Annotated in this window: 17 protein-coding genes and 1 tRNA gene; 11 read left to right on the top strand and 7 right to left on the bottom strand. The window is 56.8% G+C overall.

What is annotated here, in order from left to right; translation table 11 throughout:
- Window positions 1-3 precede the first annotated feature (3 nt).
- The 4 genes from CSQ86_RS05995 (at window position 4) to CSQ86_RS05980 (ending at window position 3,558) form a co-directional block, all read left to right on the top strand.
- Window positions 4-77: transfer RNA gene (locus CSQ86_RS05995), tRNA-Arg, on the top strand.
- Window positions 78-139: 62 nt separating this feature from the next.
- Window positions 140-1,348 carry a MalY/PatB family protein gene (locus CSQ86_RS05990; RefSeq protein ID WP_100494182.1) on the top strand — a complete coding sequence of 403 codons (1,209 nt, stop codon included), beginning with the start codon at window positions 140-142 and terminating at the stop codon, window positions 1,346-1,348.
- Window positions 1,349-1,477: 129 nt separating this feature from the next.
- Window positions 1,478-2,785: a Na+/H+ antiporter NhaA gene (locus CSQ86_RS05985; RefSeq protein WP_100494181.1), complete on the top strand. Its 1,308-nt coding sequence runs from the start codon at window positions 1,478-1,480 to the stop codon at window positions 2,783-2,785.
- Complete coding sequence (locus CSQ86_RS05980) at window positions 2,782-3,558, top strand: LOG family protein (protein WP_100494180.1); 777 nt, start codon at window positions 2,782-2,784, stop codon at window positions 3,556-3,558. The genes CSQ86_RS05985 and CSQ86_RS05980 overlap by 4 nt, the downstream gene beginning before the upstream one ends.
- A gap of 71 nt (window positions 3,559-3,629) precedes the next feature.
- Here CSQ86_RS05980 and CSQ86_RS05975 read toward each other — a convergent pair whose 3' ends face one another.
- From CSQ86_RS05975 to CSQ86_RS05950, 6 genes are all read right to left on the bottom strand, one after another.
- Window positions 3,630-4,295 carry an O-methyltransferase gene (locus CSQ86_RS05975; RefSeq protein ID WP_100494179.1) on the bottom strand — a complete coding sequence of 222 codons (666 nt, stop codon included), beginning with the start codon at window positions 4,293-4,295 and terminating at the stop codon, window positions 3,630-3,632.
- 48 nt (window positions 4,296-4,343) lie between these two features.
- Window positions 4,344-5,300: a succinate dehydrogenase/fumarate reductase iron-sulfur subunit gene (locus CSQ86_RS05970; RefSeq protein WP_100494178.1), complete on the bottom strand. Its 957-nt coding sequence runs from the start codon at window positions 5,298-5,300 to the stop codon at window positions 4,344-4,346.
- 75 nt (window positions 5,301-5,375) lie between these two features.
- Window positions 5,376-7,250: an FAD-dependent oxidoreductase gene (locus tag CSQ86_RS05965; RefSeq protein WP_100494177.1), complete on the bottom strand. Its 1,875-nt coding sequence runs from the start codon at window positions 7,248-7,250 to the stop codon at window positions 5,376-5,378.
- A gap of 102 nt (window positions 7,251-7,352) precedes the next feature.
- Window positions 7,353-8,867: a DNA-processing protein DprA gene (locus tag CSQ86_RS05960; RefSeq protein WP_100494176.1), complete on the bottom strand. Its 1,515-nt coding sequence runs from the start codon at window positions 8,865-8,867 to the stop codon at window positions 7,353-7,355.
- Window positions 8,864-10,402, bottom strand: a complete 1,539-nt coding sequence (locus tag CSQ86_RS05955; RefSeq protein WP_100494175.1) for a YifB family Mg chelatase-like AAA ATPase — start codon at window positions 10,400-10,402, stop codon at window positions 8,864-8,866. Before CSQ86_RS05955 ends, CSQ86_RS05960 begins: the two co-directional genes overlap by 4 nt.
- A 14-nt stretch (window positions 10,403-10,416) precedes the next feature.
- The gene (locus tag CSQ86_RS05950) at window positions 10,417-10,917 is read right to left on the bottom strand and encodes a YraN family protein (protein WP_100494174.1); all 501 of its coding nucleotides are present in this window, start codon (window positions 10,915-10,917) and stop codon (window positions 10,417-10,419) included.
- Between the two features lie 256 nt (window positions 10,918-11,173).
- Between CSQ86_RS05950 and CSQ86_RS05945 the strand changes: the two genes are divergently transcribed.
- From CSQ86_RS05945 to CSQ86_RS05930, 4 genes are read left to right on the top strand one after another with little or no spacing between them, the layout of a single operon-like run.
- Entirely contained in the window at window positions 11,174-11,902 is a 729-nt protein-coding gene (locus CSQ86_RS05945) for a response regulator transcription factor (RefSeq protein WP_100494173.1), read from the top strand.
- The gene (locus CSQ86_RS05940) at window positions 11,902-13,239 is read left to right on the top strand and encodes a sensor histidine kinase (protein ID WP_100494172.1); all 1,338 of its coding nucleotides are present in this window, start codon (window positions 11,902-11,904) and stop codon (window positions 13,237-13,239) included. The genes CSQ86_RS05945 and CSQ86_RS05940 overlap by 1 nt, the downstream gene beginning before the upstream one ends.
- A complete protein-coding gene (locus CSQ86_RS05935) occupies window positions 13,236-13,817 on the top strand; it encodes a hypothetical protein (protein ID WP_100494171.1) in 582 nt (193 codons plus the stop codon). The genes CSQ86_RS05940 and CSQ86_RS05935 overlap by 4 nt, the downstream gene beginning before the upstream one ends.
- Window positions 13,814-14,488, top strand: a complete 675-nt coding sequence (locus tag CSQ86_RS05930; RefSeq protein WP_100494170.1) for a hypothetical protein — start codon at window positions 13,814-13,816, stop codon at window positions 14,486-14,488. The genes CSQ86_RS05935 and CSQ86_RS05930 overlap by 4 nt, the downstream gene beginning before the upstream one ends.
- An 85-nt stretch (window positions 14,489-14,573) precedes the next feature.
- On the opposite strand, the gene CSQ86_RS05925 is transcribed toward CSQ86_RS05930, so the two are convergent.
- On the bottom strand, window positions 14,574-15,251 hold the full coding sequence (locus tag CSQ86_RS05925; RefSeq protein WP_100494169.1) for a hypothetical protein: 678 nt from the start codon (window positions 15,249-15,251) through the stop codon (window positions 14,574-14,576).
- Between the two features lie 213 nt (window positions 15,252-15,464).
- On the opposite strand from CSQ86_RS05925, the gene CSQ86_RS05920 reads away from it, so the two are divergent.
- From CSQ86_RS05920 to CSQ86_RS05910, 3 genes are all read left to right on the top strand, one after another.
- Window positions 15,465-16,208, top strand: a complete 744-nt coding sequence (locus CSQ86_RS05920; protein ID WP_100494168.1) for a hypothetical protein — start codon at window positions 15,465-15,467, stop codon at window positions 16,206-16,208.
- A 96-nt stretch (window positions 16,209-16,304) separates the two neighbouring features.
- Complete coding sequence (locus CSQ86_RS05915) at window positions 16,305-17,057, top strand: hypothetical protein (RefSeq protein ID WP_133119271.1); 753 nt, start codon at window positions 16,305-16,307, stop codon at window positions 17,055-17,057.
- Window positions 17,058-17,094: 37 nt separating this feature from the next.
- Window positions 17,095-18,282 (top strand): hypothetical protein, encoded by a 1,188-nt coding sequence (locus CSQ86_RS05910; protein WP_133119270.1) that lies wholly within the window; start codon window positions 17,095-17,097, stop codon window positions 18,280-18,282.
- Window position 18,283: the final 1 nt, after the last annotated feature.

Below are 18,283 nucleotides of genomic sequence, written 5' to 3'. Positions count from 1 at the left end.
TATGCGCCAGTAGCCCAGCGGATTAGAGCAGCTGACTACGGATCAGCAGGTCGCAGGTTCGAATCCTGTCTGGCGCACGATAAAGCCTCGAAAGCGAAATGCTTCCGAGGCTTTTCCAATTCTGCAGAAAGGACAGGCAGTGGTGCGACAGTCTCAGTACGATTTCGATACCGTTCTTGAACGGCATGGTTCCTCCTCAATCAAATGGCACATGATTGAAGAGGAAATGGGTCCGGACTCGAAGGACGTGATTCCGTTGTCTGTGGCGGATATGGAATTCAAGCCGGCCCCTGAAATCGTCGATGCGCTGGTACAGGCCGCCGCCAATGACGTATTCGGATATGATTACGCTACCGATGATTATTTTGAGGCGTTCATCGGTTGGATGCGGCGTCGTCATCATTGCACAGTGAACCGTGAATGGGTGAGCCTGTCCGATGGCGTGATGCCTGCCATCAATACCGCGTTGCGCGCTGTCACGCATCCCGGCGACAAGGTGATCATTCAGCGTCCGGTCTATTATCCGTTCACGTTCGCGTCCGAGCGCAATGGATTGACCATTCTGGACAATGAACTGGTATTGAACGAGGCTGAAGGCCGTTATGAGGTTGATTTCGACGATCTCGAGGCCAAGGCCTCCGACCCGCGCTGTACTGCTATGATTCTGTGCAATCCTCATAATCCGGTCGGTCGTGTCTGGACCGCTGAGGAGTTGACTCGTATCGGCGACATTTGCCTGAAGCATGGTGTCTATGTGCTCTGTGACGAGATTCATGCCGATTTCGCCCATCCCGGTCACGAGGTCACCCTGTTCGGCAACCTAGATGAGAAATATGCGGATATCCTTTTCGAATTCACCGCACCGACCAAGACATTCAATCTGGCCGGCCTGTTGTGTTCCAATGCCATTATCCGCAACGCGGACCTGAAGCGCCGCTTCGATGTGGCGGCTGAGAATATCGGCGGACTTACGGTCAGCCATTTCGGTCTCGTGGCCTGCCAGGCAGCGTATAACCATGCCGAGCAGTGGCTGGACGAACTGCTTACAGTGCTTGAACGCAATGTGACGATGGTACGTGAATTTGCGGCACGTGTGGACGGCATACGATTGATTGAGCCCGAAGGCACATACCTGGCATGGTTGGACTGTCGCGGATTGGGCTTTGAGACCCCACAGGCACAATGCGCATTCCTGCGCGAGCAGGCACGGGTATGGTTCGATGAAGGATCTTTGTTCGGCCACTCCGGTGATTTCTTCGAGCGCATCAATCTGGCATGCCCCACGGCATTGCTGGAACGTGTGCTGAACAACATCGAACAGGCATTGGCAGCGCGTCGGCACCACTGATTCGGCGCAGTTGATCGGTGACGCGTGGAACGTTTCATGTCCTAAGCCCGGGGAGGAATCATTCCCGGGCTTTGTCGTAATATGAGTAGTCGGTTTCGGCCGCACAGGATCGGCCACGAGACAGGAGCAATGATGGCTGGAATAACAGCAAAACGGAGCGCATGGACCGTAATCAAGCGGATTGCCGCATCCGATCGCATCTCTGGCCTCATCATGTTGGGCTTTGCGTTGATCGGCCTGATATGTGCGAATCTGCCTTGGACCTACCATCTGTTTGAGACCATTGCGGAAACACAGGTTGGTATTCCTCACACTAATATCGATCTGCCGATCGGACACTGGGCGCAAGATGGGTTGCTCACGATTTTCTTCCTGACCGTCGGTCTCGAATTGAAGCAGGAGCTCACCACCGGTTCGCTTTCCAATCCCAAGGCCGCCGCCGTGCCGATGCTTTGCGCGGTGGGCGGCATGCTCGCCCCGCCGGTATTGTTCCTCCTGACCATTGCGATGTTCTCCCAATACGGTCCTGGCAATACAGGCAGTCTGATCCTCACCACCACCGGCAGCAGCATACCGTTTGCCGAGATGGCTCATGGATGGGCCGTGCCTACCGCCACCGATATCGCATTCTCCCTGGCGGTGCTCGCATTGTTCGCCAAAGCCCTGCCCGGCTCAATTCGTGCATTCCTGATGACACTTGCAACGGTGGATGACCTGCTGGCGATTATTTTGATTGCGGTGTTCTTCTCCTCGGTCAACGCCTGGTATTGGTTCGTGGGTATCGCCATATGCGCGGTGATCTGGTCCATGTTGGTGCGCATGCGTAGCGTGCCGTGGATTGCCGTAGCGGTGGTTGGCATTCTTGCCTGGATCATGATGTTCGAAGCCGGCGTGCATCCGACACTTGCCGGCGTGGTGGTGGGACTGTCCACGCCATCGCGCGAAATGTTCGGTGAAGCCACGCCAAGAGCGGCCCGATATGCCGAAAAACTGCAGCCATTCTCTGCATTGTTGGCATTGCCCATCTTCGCCTTGTTCGCCACTGGCGTGCACTTCGAGGAATTGAGTCCGGCATTGATGCTTTCCCCGCTGGTGATTGCACTGGTCGTGGCGCTCGCCGTTGGTAAACCCTTAGGCATCATCACCACGGCTTGGCTGGCCACCCATGTGGGCGGACTGAAGATGGCCAAAGGATTACGAGTACGGGATATGATACCTACAGCCTGCGCATGCGGCATCGGATTCACGGTATCGTTCCTCATCGCATCCTTGGCATACAGCAATACAGAACTCTCGGCCGAAGCTCGATTCGGAGTACTGGTGGGATCGCTGGTGTCAGCAGTGGTTTCCGGCGTGCTATTGAGCCGTCAATCCAAGCGTTACGAACAGGCGATGGCCATGCAAGGGAATACCGCACAGCAAGGAGGCAACGAATGACGCAGGAACAGCAATCAGCTGCATCGGATGATGATTTCTCTCCGTTGGGAGACACCTATCATCGTGGACCGGTGATTCTCCGTGGCCAGATGATTCCTTCGGATAACACCACGGCCAATCTCTTGAAAACCGAGCAAGATACCGATTGGCTGCATATGGATCCATGGCGAGTCTTGAGAATCCAATCGGAATTCGTGGACGGATTCGGTGCTCTCGCCGAGCTCGGCCCGGCCGTGGCGATTTTCGGCTCGGCTCGCACGCCGCGCACGGAGGCGGCATATAAAGCCGCACGCCGTATGGGTGGTCTTATCGCCAAGAAGAATATTGCGGTGATCACCGGTGGCGGGCCAGGCATTATGGAAGCCGCCAATAGGGGAGCGGCGCTCGCCGGTGGCAAATCCGTGGGTCTTGGCATCGAATTGCCTCATGAGCAGGGATTGAACCAGTGGGTGAACTTGGGCATGAGCTTCCGCTACTTCTTCGTCAGAAAAACGATGTTCGTGAAGTACAGCTCCGGCGTCATCGTCTGCCCGGGCGGCTTCGGCACCTTGGATGAGATGTTCGAATTACTGACATTGGTGCAGACCCACAAGGTGGCCAACATGCCGGTCGTATTATTCGACAAAACCTACTGGCAAGGGCTGTTCGACTGGTTGGAGGGGCCGGTCAAGGAACATGGCATGATTTCCTCCATCGACCCGCATCTGGTTACGGTTACCGATGATCCGGACGAAGCCGTGGAGATTGCCACCAGCGCCATCGACGGACACTGACCATATGAATGTGCTCCTGCCACAGCGGTGACAGGAGCACATGTCTGAGCCGTTATTGAGGTCCTGATCAGTTACTTTTTGAACGCAAGCAGCAGGCCGGTCCCATCCGGCGTCAACGTGGATTCGAAGTTCTCATCCTCTTCCACTGTGGCAATAAGTTCACGCATAGCCACCGCTTTGGCGCTGCGATCAGCGGCATCGAGTACACCGCCGTGATCGCCATACGTGGCTAACGCATCCGTAAAAGCGATGAGGCCATGGGAACGCAGCAAACGAGAAGCCTGAGCGAACGTTGCCGCATAGTTGGCGGCGTCGCCAGCTACAACGATCATGTCGTAATCGTTGGCATTGAGACGGGGAAGGAATACGCTGGCTGCGGCATTGACCGCGCGCAACGATGTATCCGTATTATCCTGCAGTTCGGAGAACGCCTTTCGAATCATGGCAATGCCTTGTGCGGTGGAATCAACGGCGGTGAGCTGACCGGTGCCGTTCAATGCGTGCACCAATTGCATGGTTTCCACCAAGGAGCCCGTGCCGATGGCAATCACGGAGGAAGCACCGGTAATGCGCGCCAGTAAGGCCAGCAGCTGCGCCTGAGCTGCGGAACCCTGAGGCTGGCCCGCCCGCTCAGCTACTTCGCGAGCTGCAGCAACCGGCCGAGCTTCACGCTGCAGGGCATGATCCTCGGCAAATTCCCATGCCTTGGCAAGATTCGTATACTGCGTCTTATCCATAACCGTTCCTCTATGATATTCAGACTCAACCATTGAGCATTGCCGATGTTACCGTTCGCGGACCTTGGCCACGATCTGCCACATCTCCTCGCCGACGTCAATGCCACGCGGACAATGACGGGAACATGCACGCACGGACTGGCAGGCAGCCACACCATCAGCAGTGTCAATGGCATCCATGCGCTCCATGGCCTTGGTATCCCTCGAATCATTGATGAAACGGGACGACCAAATCAGAGCAGCTGGTCCAATGAAGGCGTCGCCGCCGGCAAATACCGGGCAGGAACCTTCGCATACGCCGCATGCGATGCAGTTGCTGAGCGTCTCATACTTGGCCAATTGCTCAGGATGCTGCAGATACTCAAATGCGTTCACCTTGCCTTCGTCGGTGGTAGCAAGCACGCCATCGGCCTGAAGATACGGGGTGAGTTTGCGGATCTGGTTCAACATCGGGTCAATGTCTGCGATGAGATCACGCTGCGGCGGAAAGCCAGGCAGGGGAGCAAGCTCGATGACGCCAAGAGAAGTACCGTCAGCGGATGAAGCATCCGTGGCATCACTGTTGCTGGATGCATCACTCATGGATTCATCCTCGCCGATATGGCGGAATCCTTCTTCATCCACTTGCGGCAAGGCGCCTGGCTGCTTGGCCCAGTCTCGTATGGAAGCCGTGCAGAGCAGTGTTGGCGTGCCATTGATGGCTACGGCATCCGACCCGCACATGCCATGACCGCACGAGTAACGGAAGGCAAGCGTCGGGTCCACGGTGCGCTTGATGGTCAGCAGACAATCCAATATGGTGTCTTCCGGACGAGCGGGAATCGTATATTCCTGCACCCACTGCTTACCGCGTGGGCGGCGGCGGGCCGCCGAATCGGAACCGCCGCCGAACGGAGAGCTTTTACGGGCGAACGGGCTACCGCCGCGAGCACGCTCAGCGCGTTCGGCGCGTGGCGTGAACCGGTGTACCTGAAGGGTAACCGTTGTGTTGTTCGCCTCAACCATGCTTTGCCTCCATGAAACAGTGCGTCATCATCTGACTAATCAGCCAACCTATTGTGCCACAAGCCCTGGGCCGGGTCAGTATTCACGCTTTTTGGGCGGATAATCGGTGATGACCACCGGTTTGAATTCCACTGAACCGTGCTTGTCCACCATGGAATGAGCCAGGAAATGCTCATCATCTCGTTCAGGGAAGTCCAGCCGACGCATCGAACCGCGTGATTCATGGCGGGCGTCGGAAGCTCGCAACACCGCTTCAGCCAATTCAGTGAGATGCTGAACTTCCCAAATGGCTGTCACCTCCTGATTGAACGCCGCAGTCTTGTCATGCGCATGCAATATTTCAACAGCTGGCTTGATGCGGGTATTCAATTGCTCCAGTGCACTTGCAATGGTGTCGGCGCTGCAACGCACCGCCAAAGCACGCTCCATCACAGAGCCCAAACGAGCCATGAGCGCATACGCATTCTCGCCAGTCGCATCGCCGTTCTCGGACTGCTCTGCAATGGTGGAACCCTGCAGGAGCTCTTCAAGCTCATGAGCACGAACGCCGGCGGCTTGATCAACCGCGGAAGTCAGCAACTCATCGTCCGCATCGTCCGCCATAGGGGAGTCGACCGGGTTTTCGGCGATGCGTGCCGCTATCGTATGCCCGGAACGGGTGCCGAACAAGCATGCATCGAGCAGTGAGTTGCCTCCCAAGCGGTTCGCGCCATGCACGGACACGCAGGAGCATTCGCCAGCCGCAAACAGACCATCCACCACCGTGTGATGGGTGCCATTCCAACGGTAGACCTCACCATCTGTGGTAATGGGTAGACCGCCCATCGTGTAATGAGCCGTAGGCTTGATTGGAACCAGATCCTTGGTCGGGTCGAGATTCGCGTATTGCTCGATGGTCTCTACCACCTGAGGCAGTACTTGTGCCATGCGCTTGGGATCAATGCCAGTCATATCCAGCCAGACGCAGTCCTTCGGGCCATCGGGATCCTTTGGATCAGCCACACCTCGACCTGCGTCGATCTCGGCCATAATGGAACGTGACACCACATCACGTGCCGCCAGGTCCTTGTGCTCGGGAGCATAGCGTTCCATAAAGGCTTCGCCGTCCGCGTTACGCAGAATACCGCCTTCCGCGCGAGCCGCTTCAGACAGCAGAATACCCGTATGCGCAAGCCCGGTGGGGTGGAACTGTACGAATTCGATATCCTCGAGTTGCAGACCTGCAGCAAGGGCCAATGCCATACCATCGCCGGTTAGATCCCAGGAATTCGACGTGGTATGGAACAGTCGACCCGCACCTCCCGTGGCAATCAGCACATTACGGGCATGAATGGCCTGGATTTTGCCGGTATGGGTGTCCAATGCCACAATGCCGGCCGCTCGGCTGTGATCTTCGGTAAGCACCAGGTCAGTGACATACCATTCCTCGGCGAATTCCACGCCCTGCGCCACGCATTGCTGCCATAACGTATGCAGAATCTGATGGCCGATACGGTCGGCGGCATAGGCGGCACGCTTGACCGGCTCACCGCCGAAATCCCGAGTATGGCCACCGAAACGTCGCTGGGCGATATGCCCATCCTCCGTGCGGGAGAAGGCGACACCTTGGCGTTCCAAGTTGATGACGGTTTCCGGGGCATACTCGGCGAGCAGCTTCGCTGCATCCTGGTCGACCAGCCAATCGCCTCCCTTAATGGTGTCGTAGTAATGCCAGTGCCAGTCATCGGATTCGATATTGCCCAAGCTGGCGGCGATGCCGCCTTCGGCGGAACCGGTATGCGAGCGCAGCGGCTGCAACTTGGAAACCACCAGAATCTTCGGCTCAATGCCCTGCTCTTTGAGATCGGTAATCTCCGGGGAGCGTAGCAAACCTAGCGCAGCCGACAGGCCGGCGGCTCCGGCACCGACGATGACCGCATCATACATATCTTCCAAACGTTTCGGACTCATGGGTTTGATTCTCGCACACCCGCCGAACAGCGTCCGCAGATCAGTGCATGCGGCAGGGGATAGGCTTGTCTTGGCAAATGAATACGGATGGATGAGGGGCAATCAGGCAACTAGTTCGCTGAGCACCATGGCATCCGCCTTCCTTGTCACGATGCCCGCCAGCTCCATGGTGCCGAGTATCTCCAATACCGTGGCGATATTCGTAATATCATCCGGGGCGCTGGTCTTGGCCATGCGCAGCAGCGCGTCCGGTGTGGTGATCAGGTGACGCTTGTTGCATTCTTGGATGAGCGCAGCCATCAATCGTTGTGATTCCGGCAGGTCACTGAGTTTGATGGCTTGCGTTTTGCCATTGACCGGTGAGGGCTGATCTCTCAAATCGGGTATGTTGGCAGTGGTTTGGCTGTGTTGCCGGTGTTGATTACGCGCGTTTTCCTCAGGACGTTGTAGTTGGGTATCCTGTTGCGGGGAATGCTGCGCCTGTTGCGCTTCTTCTGGTTGTTGCGATTGGCCCGTACGCGGTTCTCCGCAAGGTGAGTCGAACGCCATGATGGGCTGGTGTGGTTCATGGCAGATATCTTCTATTCTGGTTGCCGCGCATAGCAGAACGGCTTTCTGCTCGTTGATGATTTTGTTGCAGCCGGCGTTCACCGGTTGGTTGATATCTCCAGGTGCCGCATACACTTCGCGCATCAGTTCGCACGCCCATCCTGCCGTGTTGAGCGCTCCCGAACGCAAACGAGCTTGGGCGACCACCAATGTGGAGGAGAGCGCCGCGATGATTCTGTTACGCAGCAGGAACCGTCTGGCTTCGGGGATGACATTCGGGCACAGTTCGCTGATCAGTGCTCCTGACTGTCCTTCGATACGTTCGAACAGTGCGCGGTTGCGCATGGGGCCCATATGATTGAGCCCACCCGCGAACACGGCGACCGTCCGCCCGATATTGGATTGGTTACGCCCATGCAATGCGTTCAAGGCACCCCAATGTGCGGCGGCGTCGGTGCCCATGGCTCCGCCGGACACCACCAAATGGCCTGATGCGGCAGCTTGTTCGGCCAAGGTATGCGCAACATATCTGCCGTATTCGGTGACATCGCGGGATCCCACGATTCCTATCGGCTTGTCGCAGCTGGTGAGTGCTCGGGAGTCGCCTTTGCCCCAGATACATAACGGGGGCGCCCAATCGGATCTGATGGCCAGATCATCCAGTTGCTGAGGCCAGCAAGAGTTACCGGGCGCGACAATCCATTGCGTGCCGTCCATGGTGAACCAGTCGGCGAGAGCCAGCGGATTGCGATTCGGCAGATCCTGCATGCGATTATGCCAGCTCGCCACCGCTGTGTGGAATGCGTTCATGATGGTATTCGATGGTTTGCGGCCCCAGCGAATCATCCCCTCGATGAACATGCGTTCCAGCTTTTTCATCGCGGGTCCGCATATGGTGGAGGAGCCGCTCGGATGCGCTTCAACGAGCACATGCCAAACATGTTCCGCATTGTCCGCGCCCTTGAGCGTGGCATACATCGAGGCGTCGGCTCCATCAAGGCAGAAGGTGAGCGCTGCCCGGAACAGGGCGTCTCGTGAAAGAATCGGCATTGGACTGTGATTGGTCATGACATCCTCGTTCTCAATTCGATGCCCTGATGGACATCCTGTTCGGTTGGGCTGGTTCTTCCGTCCAGATCGGCAAGGGTCCATGCCAGACGCATGGCTCGATCCGCACCACGCAAGGTGAGCTGATGGTTGTTGAGGGCCTTGTTGACGAGTTCAACGGCCTTGAGCGACGTGTTGGCATGCAGCCATTTGCCGGATGCCTGTGCGTTACATGTCCAGCCGAACTGTTCGAACCTGCGCATGGCCGCCTGCCGTGCCTGAATCACGCGGGCGCGAATGGTCTGACTGGATTCCCCCTGTGGTTCGGATTGCTGAACGATGCGAGATACCGGAGGAACCGCAAGTTGAATGTCCACGCGATCAAGAATCGGGCCGGATAATCTGGAGAAGTAGCGCATGCGTTCCCTCTCCTTGCAAGTGCAACGCTCGCCGGTGCCGTAGTAATAGCCGCATGGGCATGGATTCGCAGCCATGATGAGCTGGAATGCGGCTGGATAGTAGGTGCTGCCTTTTGAACGGGAGAGGGCCACATAGCCGGATTCCAGAGGTTCGCGCATGGTTTGCAACGCGCGTGCGCTGAATTCCGGAGCCTCATCAAGAAACAGGATGCCGCGATGCGCCCGTGTGATGGCGCCCGGAGTGGCCAATCCGCTGCCTCCGCCGACCAAAGCGGCCGTCGAGGCAGTGTGATGCGGTGCCTCGAACGGAGGCACGTCGGTGATGCCGTATTGCGGCAGTGTGCCGCACAGCGATCGTATGGATGCCACTTCGAGCTGCTCGGCCTCATCCAATGGGCACATGATGCCGGGAATACGCGAGGCAAGCATGGTCTTGCCGGCGCCGGGAGGCCCGGTCATGATGAGATTATGCCCGCCTGCCGCGGCGATTTGCAATGCCCATTTGGCATGTTCCTGCCCCAGCACTTCGCTCATATCCCCACAAGGGTGAACGTCATCGGCTTGGGATGTGGCTTCGATGGCATCTTCGCTGTTGTGAGGCAGTTCCGGCATACGATAGGTGGCTTTGCCTCCCATGAGTTCGATGAGTTCGCCCACATGCTGCACGCCGATCACGTCCATGTCTTCCACCATTCGGGCTTCATCAAGGTTGCGATATGGCACAATCAGCTTATGTATGCCGCGTTCCTTGGCGTGCAGCATGATGGGAAGCAGACCATGGATCGGCAGCACCGAGCCGTCGAGGTTCACTTCGCCGAGCACGATCGTATTCTCCAGGCAGCTATGGTTTATGGTGTTCGATGCGCACAGCACGCTCGCTGCTATGGCCAGATCATGTGACGAGCCCCGTTTTGGCACCGAGGCCGGACTCATATTGACTGTTACCCGGGTCTGCGGCCAGGAAAAACCACTGGCTTGGCATGCTGATCGCACGCGTTCACGAGCCTCGGACAGTGACGTATCCGGCAATCCAATGATGGAGAAGTACGGTAATCCAGGGCTGATGAATGCCTGCACCTGAATGATGAATGCCTTTAATCCGATTAATCCTACGGATAATGTGCTTCCGATGGGCATTGGCGTGGCTCCTTCTAGAATGCTGCCATGATGTGCTGCACCACCGGCTGTCCCATATCCATCACAATGGTGATGACGTCGAAACGAATCGAGACATGAGGCATACGGTTGCGCCTATCGATTAGCCAATCGCATGCTGCGCGTCGAAGGTTCATCTGTTTGGCATGGGTCACCGCCTCCTGCGGCACGCCGAAATGCATGTTGCGTCGCGATTTCACTTCCACGAACACGATGGTTCGGCTCGGTGCCATCATCACGATGTCCAATTCTCCATATCGCGTATGCCAGTTGCGGCTTAATGTTTGCCAGCCTTGTTGCTCCAGCCATGCCGTGGCGTAATCCTCGCCAAGAGATCCGAATCGTTTGGCGGAAAGCAATGGATCCGCCATCAGCGTGGCCAGATGAGACAACGGCTCGCTCGTCTGCTCATGCGGTGAATCCAACATGGTCTGTTGATAATGCGGCGCGGCTCCGTTGCCGGTTTCGATAATCTGCGGTGATTTGGAAGTACTCATGCATCCACTGTGCGGGCAGACTGGTTCGCCGCACAAGCGCAACCGGCAAATGTGGATACTATGACGGGGTTTGGCGTGTTGTGGATAACCTGTGGATGGAAACCGGGTTATCCACCGATTGTTAAGACAGTACGCAGATCATCGCGTGCCTGTTGTAATCCACGAGATGACAACACACGTTATGCCGCTGCACTCGTTGATGCTACGGTAGCCGTAGAAGGGGGCGGCAGCGAAGCCGCGGAAGGACAAGAGCAATATGAGCGGCAAGAATCAGCATCAGCTATCCAGCCAAGTGGCCGCAGAGAACAATATGCAAAGCAATCCCCAACCACAGGCCATGCGTCCCATCGTCACCATTGGACTGGTGGATAATGACGCATTCTCGTTAGCTTTCCTTGAACGCTCCATAAGCGAACTCATGCCGGAAGCGCGCGTCATCTGGAAAACAACATCAGGCAGGGATGCGGTCGCCCGTTGCCTCGACCCGCGCCAAAGCCCCAATGTGCTTCTGAGCGACATGTCGATGGACGAACTCTCCGGACTTGTGGTGTGCAAAACCATTCGCATCAAAACCGCCCGCGTCAAGATCCTTGCCGTCACCTCATTCTCACTCGCCGTATATTCCAGCAAAGCCGCTGAAGCCGGCGCGCAAGGCATCGTGCCCAAATCAGTGGAGACACCGATCATTGAGGCGATTCGCACCATAGCAGCCGGCGGCACGTGGGGCGAAGGCTTCGAAACCGCCGCCCAAGCGCATGCCCGATTGAGCAGCCACCGCATGCCGCGCCAATTCCTGCTTTCCGATCGTGAAGCTGAAGCCATGAACCTATGCTCCAGAGGGCTATCCACTGAGCAAATCGCCGCCGAAATGCAGGTCAACACCTCCACTGCTAAAACCTATCTCACGCGTGCCATCCATAAGCTCGGCGTCACCTCCCGCGGGGCGGCTGTGGCGTTATGGACCGGAGCCTCGGAGGGGGAGTGATGAACGGCAAGCCGGCTGCGCAGGCAGCACAGTGGATGCGAGCGCATTGGTTCCGCCTTGCCATCGCAACGTTCACGCTTGCCGCCACCTTGGTGGAATGGTCGGTGATACCGCCGATCTATCCGCTGAACTTCCTGTTCTCCGGCTTGTCGGTTATCGCCATCGTGCTCTCGCCGTTCATTCCCAGAATCTCCGGATGGGTGATCATCGTCACCGTCGTGGCCAGACTGTTCGTGCTCGATCTATCCGGTCCGAACCCGCTATGGGCGGCATATCTGGCGCTCGCCATCATCGGGTATGACAGTGCGATTCCAGTGGCGGTGGGCGCATTGCTCACGGTCACGCTTGCCGAATGCGTGCCGGTGGCCTTGAACACCTTCAATGCGCTTTCCGCCACCTGGATCGGCATGGTCAATTACATCGGCATGTTCACACTCGCCACGATGGGCGGCATGTCATTCCGCTGGCGCAAACAACGCGATAAGATTCGCGAACAGGCCTTGGCCTTGGAGCGAAAGCAATGGCAGTTGGATACTCTGCAGCGTAACACGCGCTTGGCCTCACGCATCCACGATTCCGCCAGCGGCGGGCTTTCGTACATCGCCCTGACCGCGCAACGCGAACTGCGACGCATCGGCGATGATGAGGCGCACTGCGCCGAACGTCAAGACTGGCAGTTCGTCAATGATCAGGCGCTATCCGTGCTCGATGAGATCCATCATGTCATTGACCTGCTTGAGCAACCTCAATCATCTGACCAATCACAGCCGAATGATTCCGCTGATTCCAAGGTTCAGGAATCCTCCGCAAATCCTGTGATGAAGCGTGCCGAAAGCCCTGTGCCGGAGTCCTCATCTTCCAGTAGCGCGACATCCTGGCAATGGAACACGTTGCAATCGGCAATGCGGGAGGCGAACGCCAAACTCACGCATCTGGGATTCACGGGAACCATCGAAACGCGCGGCAATCTCCCGGATGATTGCGCGGACGAAGCACTCACGGAAGCCGCCAATCTCCTCGGCGAAATCACTGCCAACATCACTCGCCACATGAGTACGGATGCCGGTGAGTACTGCTGCGTGATCACTTTCAGCAAATCGGCCATCGAAATCATGGAAACTAATCCGATAGCCATACCAGACAATACCGCGCAGAATGATGACGGCAACTCGGCAGGTGCGCTCAAACCGCACGGCAGCGGACTCTCCATGCACCGACGCATGATTCGAAGCCTTGGCGGAGAACTCAATGCCACTGCCGAAGACGGCGATTGGATACTGTATGCCCGCATCCCCGCGCAGCTTGGTTCGCCGAAGTCTGAGAGGCGTGCATCATGACCGGGATTCAGGGCGGTAACCCATCGTATGAACGCCATCATCATTCGTGGCGCGGTATCGTCTCCTGCTTCAACCGCTGGCATCACCGAAATCTGACGGTTGCCATCACCCTTGCCATAGGCATTATTATCGCCGTACTGCTGGTGTCGCTGCTCCCACAGCCGTGGAGCGGCGTGGTATCCAACGCGAGCAACGATTCCAGCCGCGCGATGCTTACCACCAGCGAACATCCCGAATTCACCGGTCCACACAAATACGAGGCGTTGACCGCTTGGAACAGCCTGCACACCGAACTTGGGCGCAGCATACTCGAAGACGGCGTGGTAACGACAGGCGAGCTTGTCAAAGTGCGCAAAGCCTATAACGAATGCCTGTCCGTCTACGGGCTACAGGCTAAAACAATCACGGATGGCAACGGGGAAGCCATTGGCGAGAGCGTCGTGCCGATTCGCGGATCGATGAGCAGTCAACAACAATCGGCTGTCATTGATCAATGCCGTACCGAATCCGATTACCGGTGGTTGGAACCATTGGCCAATGCTCAGTCTGCCGAACAGTCGACAAAGGAGTCGCGATGAACCAGCAATACCGTCAATCTCGATTCACGAGATCCATAATTGCCGCCATCGCCGCAAGCTGCATCGCATGCTCGGCGTCAGCATGTGCTGAGCCGCTGTGCAGCAATAACGCCGCGCAAACCCAGTCACAAACCAGCGAGGGCATCAACCTCAACGCCCACTATTCAACGGAACTGCAACAGGCCCGCGAGCAGCTGAGTCAGAACGGCAATGATTTTGCGGTGAACATCCTGAAGGATGGAATCATTGCGGATAGTGAACTGACCGAGCTGAACCATCTCGTCGTACAGTGTTTGAGCGACCTCGGTTATGACAAGGATTCCATCAGCATGGGAGAGCTGGGCGAGATGAGCGTCCACCCGCCGAACGGAGCACAACAAGAGGAATCGGCGGCATGGGGCGCTTCCCTGAATCAGGATATTCAAACCTGCACCGAACGCAATGGAGCGAACACCGTCTGGCAGCTGGCCAGCGCCGCGCAAATGAATCCGAACAATGACGGCAAGGATACGAGGCAAGCCATCGTCGATTGTTATGTCAAACAGGGGATAGTCGGCGAACCATATTCGATCGATGATTATGAGCGAGACAGCAGAAACGGCACCGGTCCGTTCAGTGAAGCGCAACGTGCGGATGCGGGATTCCAACAGAAGCTTGAAGTTTGCGAGTAAGTCATGTGGGAGTGTTTGACACATTGACGTAGAAAAGCCTCCCGCACGAGGGGAGGCTAAAGAAATGTGTCTGCTTCCTCGTGACTTACTTACGTGGATCGTTATTGCATTGAACCCAGCTTTCGGAATTCTGTTCGCTGTAGTATTTGCCGCCGGGATTGGTGAATTGTTGACCCAGTTGGGCGTACTCCTCGCCATCCGCATCGACTATGGGAACATCTTCCGCGGTGAATTCCGATCCGACCGCGCCTTTGCGTTTCAGACACTCCGCCAGGTCCTGCCGTATCTCCTCAGCAGTGCGGTTGCGCAGCTCACCATCCGGATCCTGAACCAACGCGTTGTACAGATGCGTGATGAAAATCTGGCCTGATTGCTTGGAACAGATGATGTCCTGTTCATGGAACCACTGCTGCTCGGCGTCGCTCATATTGCCGGTTTGCATTTGGGTGGAACCATCCGGATTCACATAATCGAACACGAACCCGGCATCCGCCATGCAGAACTGGTACCGGTTCGCCACTTCCGTGGCCTCCGCTTCGGTAATCTGCTCATCGCGCAGCACATTCTGTGCGAATGTGTTGCCATTTTCGCGGGCTTGATTGTAGCTCCAGCGGAAATCCTCAGCCCAGGGGCCTGAAAACGTGGGTTCGCCTTTCGACTGTTCGGCAGTATTCGAAGATGGTCCGCTGCATGCGGCAGCCGAGCACATCATGACGACTGTTAGTGCTGCAATAGTCATGCGCTGCGTCAGTACTCGCTTCATGGGAATCCTCCTTTTCATCTCCGGCATGTATGGCTTCAGTACTGTTGGGTTAATCAAGAGTCACCAAATACGACGGGCATCATTGCCTGTTGATGATTCCACGGTACGGTTGCCGCTTCAGCTGCGCACTGCTGTCTGTAATCTCCGCGACTACATCGGTCTGATGATTTCCAAGAAGCCGCGCCTATGCTGAATTGAGACAGGGAGGTCATCATGGTTGGTTGGGAAACAAGCAGAGGCCATATACAACACCACAATGTTCGTTATGCACTCGCATTGCTGGCATCCGCGTCCCTGCTTGCGGCGTGCGGAGCCTGCAGCTCGCCGTCGAGTGCCGCGCCAAACAGCAGTGCCACACAATCCGTTGCCACCACTTGCAAAGCTCCGGATTTCGCCGGTCCATTCGCCAACGAATTCCAAAGCGCCTACGAGCAATCCAAAACCGACTTGGCCAAACGGATTCTAGCGGATTGTCGGATTACCGATGCGGAACTCAACGAGATCTTGGACGCTCAGAACGCTTGCTTGGCGCCATACGGATTGGTTGCCACGAAAGGCCAGCTCGCTCGTTTGCGGGACAGTGCGTTGACCGATGATGAGATGAATCAGAAGAACACGGAATGTGCCGAAAAGACCGATCTGTGGACTGTCGAAGCGCTGTATGACGAAATGCAGGGCAATCCAAGCAACCTTGACATTGAGGCGCTGCACAAGGCGTCATATCAATGCCTCAAACAACGTGACCTGCTACCCAAGCCGTTGAGTGAGCAGGAATACCTGGCGATGGAAGTCAGCAGCACGGACAGTGAGACGCAGATAGAGGAGAAGACCCGCAAATGGAACGAGCTCTACCACGTCTACATGGAGTACAACGAAGATGGCAGTAGGAACCCCAGCTACAACGCCGATAAGGCCCAGCAGTTCTGGCAATGCCAGTCCGATCCGCTGAACCAATGACTGGTCATGTAACCCATCAGACGACAGCAATGCTGGGATTCCAGCCATATGCGCCATACGATGCGTAATCAAGAAGCAATAGGCGAGGAGGCCATCATGCGCAGAATGTATCCAATAGGGCTGAGGATTCAGATGTGCCGGGTGATGCTCATGATTGCCGCCGCTGTGCTGGCCTGTGTGATGCTTGCCGCCTGCGGTTCATCGTCGAACGCTGGTAATGGCGCCGTAACAGCCGGTGCAAACGGCGAACCCACCTTCTCCGGCCCGTATGCCGCAGAATTCAAACAGGAATACGAGAAGGCGCCCACCGATCTAGTCAAAAACATTCTCAAGGACGGTAAGATCACGCAAGCCGAAGTGCAAGAAGTGTACAACGCCTACAACAAGTGCCTCGAACCATACGGATTGCAAGCCACCTGGAGCGTGGAACAAGGCGAATCCATGGGCCAATTCCGCGGCTCGATGTCCGACGACGAACAACGCAAGATCATGGACCAATGCCATGCCAAAACCGGGGCTGGCAATATCTCCAGCCTGTACGTCACCATGCAGAGCAATCCTGACCATGTGGACCAAGTTGACCTCGAACGCAAGGTCTACCAATGCTATGTCAAGCATGATTTGCTGCCGAGTCCCATCAGCGAGAACGAATATATGAGCACGCTGAGCACGGTAGGGCTCACCGATAAAAGCCAGTTCGAGGCCAATCTCAAACGTTGGCATGAGTTCTTCGGCGAATACATGAGCACGACGTTCGATGGGCAACCCAATCCAAACTACAAATACGACCAGAATTCCGCGAAAGGACAGCAGTTCTGGGCCTGCCAGCAGGATCCGCTCCACCAATAGTGGCGGCATCAAAGAGAAAGTGAAGGGAGTGAGTGATATGACTCGGGGAAATACAACGTCCGTCAGAACCACAGCCTCCCGCAAGGAGCGTAGGGCCGCGCGCAATGGCGTGGCGATTTCCATTGTGATACTGCTGGCGCTGGTAATGCTTGCCATGGGCGTGAGCGCAGGGTTCCTCTTGACCCGCTCTAAAATCCCACCCTCGCTGGTCTCTAGTACTGAAGCCGGCACGGTGAAAGTGGCGGCCACCCAGTTCGACGACTCGCGATTGGTTGCGTTGACCGTGAGTTTGGGAGAATCCTCAACGGTCGCTTCACCGACTTCCGGTACCGTCACAGGTATTGCCGTGGGCGCGGGCTCTCCGATAGCATCCGGGCAGATGATATTCGATGTCGATGCCACGCCGGTCATGGCATTGCATACCGATGTGCCGCTGTACCGTGAGCTCAAAAGTGGTATGCGTGGCTCGGACGCCGCAGGGCTCAACGCCGCGCTGCGCAGGCTCGGCTACAATGCGCCGGACTCGGATTGGATGACCTGGGATACCATCACCGCATACAATGCGCTCGCGCAATCCGTCGGTGCACGACAGCTGAGCCGTGACACCGGCTGGACTATCGACCCCAGTTGGTTTGTATGGTTGCCTGCCGACTCGGTGACCGTCAAACAAACCTCCATTGCCGTAGGCCGGCAAGTTACGGCCGGTCAGGACCTGTTCACCACGGCCGCAATCCCGCTCAAAGCCACATTGCCTGCCGCCGCTGCAGATCTTGTAGCGGGGGAGCGCGTGATTACCATAGGCGATCAGACGTTCGATGTGCCGGCTGATGCCAAGGAGCTTACGGATACGGCAATGCTGACGGCGATCAATAATTCCGTGGCATTTCGTATGGCTTCGCTTGGTTCGGATTCCGGCGGTGCTTTGGCCTCCGGTGGTGCTTTGGCTGGGGGCACTGCAGGTGCTTTCGCCGGAGACACCTTAAGCGTCTCCTATGACTGGAGATTGAAGCAGCCGTTGACCGCGCTCAGCGTGCCGCCTTCCGCCGTATATGATGCGGCTGCCGGCTCGGGTTGCGTCAGCGTTGATGCGACGCCCGTGCAAGTGTCGATCATCGCATCACAGCTCGGTAAGACGATGGTCAGCGTAAGCGAAAACCAGACGTTCGACCATGTGGACGTAACGCCGCGTACCAACGAACACTGCGCAGCCCAAGGCGGTGCGTGAC

The sequence above is a fragment of the Bifidobacterium felsineum genome (assembly GCF_002802915.1).
Taxonomy (GTDB): Bacteria; Actinomycetota; Actinomycetes; order Actinomycetales; family Bifidobacteriaceae; genus Bifidobacterium; species Bifidobacterium felsineum.
Note: the sequence above shows the minus strand (reverse complement) of the source record. Positions and strands in the feature narration are given on the sequence as shown.

Excerpts from the sequence above, each read along its gene's own strand:
- CSQ86_RS05985 (WP_100494181.1), top strand. The coding sequence starts at position 1,478 with ATGATGGCTGGAATAACAGCAAAACGGAGCGCATGGACCGTAATCAAG.
- CSQ86_RS05980 (WP_100494180.1), top strand. The coding sequence starts at position 2,782 with ATGACGCAGGAACAGCAATCAGCTGCATCGGATGATGATTTCTCTCCG.
- CSQ86_RS05975 (WP_100494179.1), bottom strand. The coding sequence starts at position 4,295 with ATGGATAAGACGCAGTATACGAATCTTGCCAAGGCATGGGAATTTGCC.
- CSQ86_RS05970 (WP_100494178.1), bottom strand. The coding sequence starts at position 5,300 with ATGGTTGAGGCGAACAACACAACGGTTACCCTTCAGGTACACCGGTTC.
- CSQ86_RS05965 (WP_100494177.1), bottom strand. The coding sequence starts at position 7,250 with ATGAGTCCGAAACGTTTGGAAGATATGTATGATGCGGTCATCGTCGGT.
- CSQ86_RS05960 (WP_100494176.1), bottom strand. The coding sequence starts at position 8,867 with ATGACCAATCACAGTCCAATGCCGATTCTTTCACGAGACGCCCTGTTC.
- CSQ86_RS05955 (WP_100494175.1), bottom strand. The coding sequence starts at position 10,402 with ATGCCCATCGGAAGCACATTATCCGTAGGATTAATCGGATTAAAGGCA.
- CSQ86_RS05950 (WP_100494174.1), bottom strand. The coding sequence starts at position 10,917 with ATGAGTACTTCCAAATCACCGCAGATTATCGAAACCGGCAACGGAGCC.
- CSQ86_RS05945 (WP_100494173.1), top strand. The coding sequence starts at position 11,174 with ATGAGCGGCAAGAATCAGCATCAGCTATCCAGCCAAGTGGCCGCAGAG.
- CSQ86_RS05940 (WP_100494172.1), top strand. The coding sequence starts at position 11,902 with ATGAACGGCAAGCCGGCTGCGCAGGCAGCACAGTGGATGCGAGCGCAT.
- CSQ86_RS05935 (WP_100494171.1), top strand. The coding sequence starts at position 13,236 with ATGACCGGGATTCAGGGCGGTAACCCATCGTATGAACGCCATCATCAT.
- CSQ86_RS05930 (WP_100494170.1), top strand. The coding sequence starts at position 13,814 with ATGAACCAGCAATACCGTCAATCTCGATTCACGAGATCCATAATTGCC.
- CSQ86_RS05925 (WP_100494169.1), bottom strand. The coding sequence starts at position 15,251 with ATGAAGCGAGTACTGACGCAGCGCATGACTATTGCAGCACTAACAGTC.
- CSQ86_RS05920 (WP_100494168.1), top strand. The coding sequence starts at position 15,465 with ATGGTTGGTTGGGAAACAAGCAGAGGCCATATACAACACCACAATGTT.
- CSQ86_RS05915 (WP_133119271.1), top strand. The coding sequence starts at position 16,305 with ATGCGCAGAATGTATCCAATAGGGCTGAGGATTCAGATGTGCCGGGTG.
- CSQ86_RS05910 (WP_133119270.1), top strand. The coding sequence starts at position 17,095 with ATGACTCGGGGAAATACAACGTCCGTCAGAACCACAGCCTCCCGCAAG.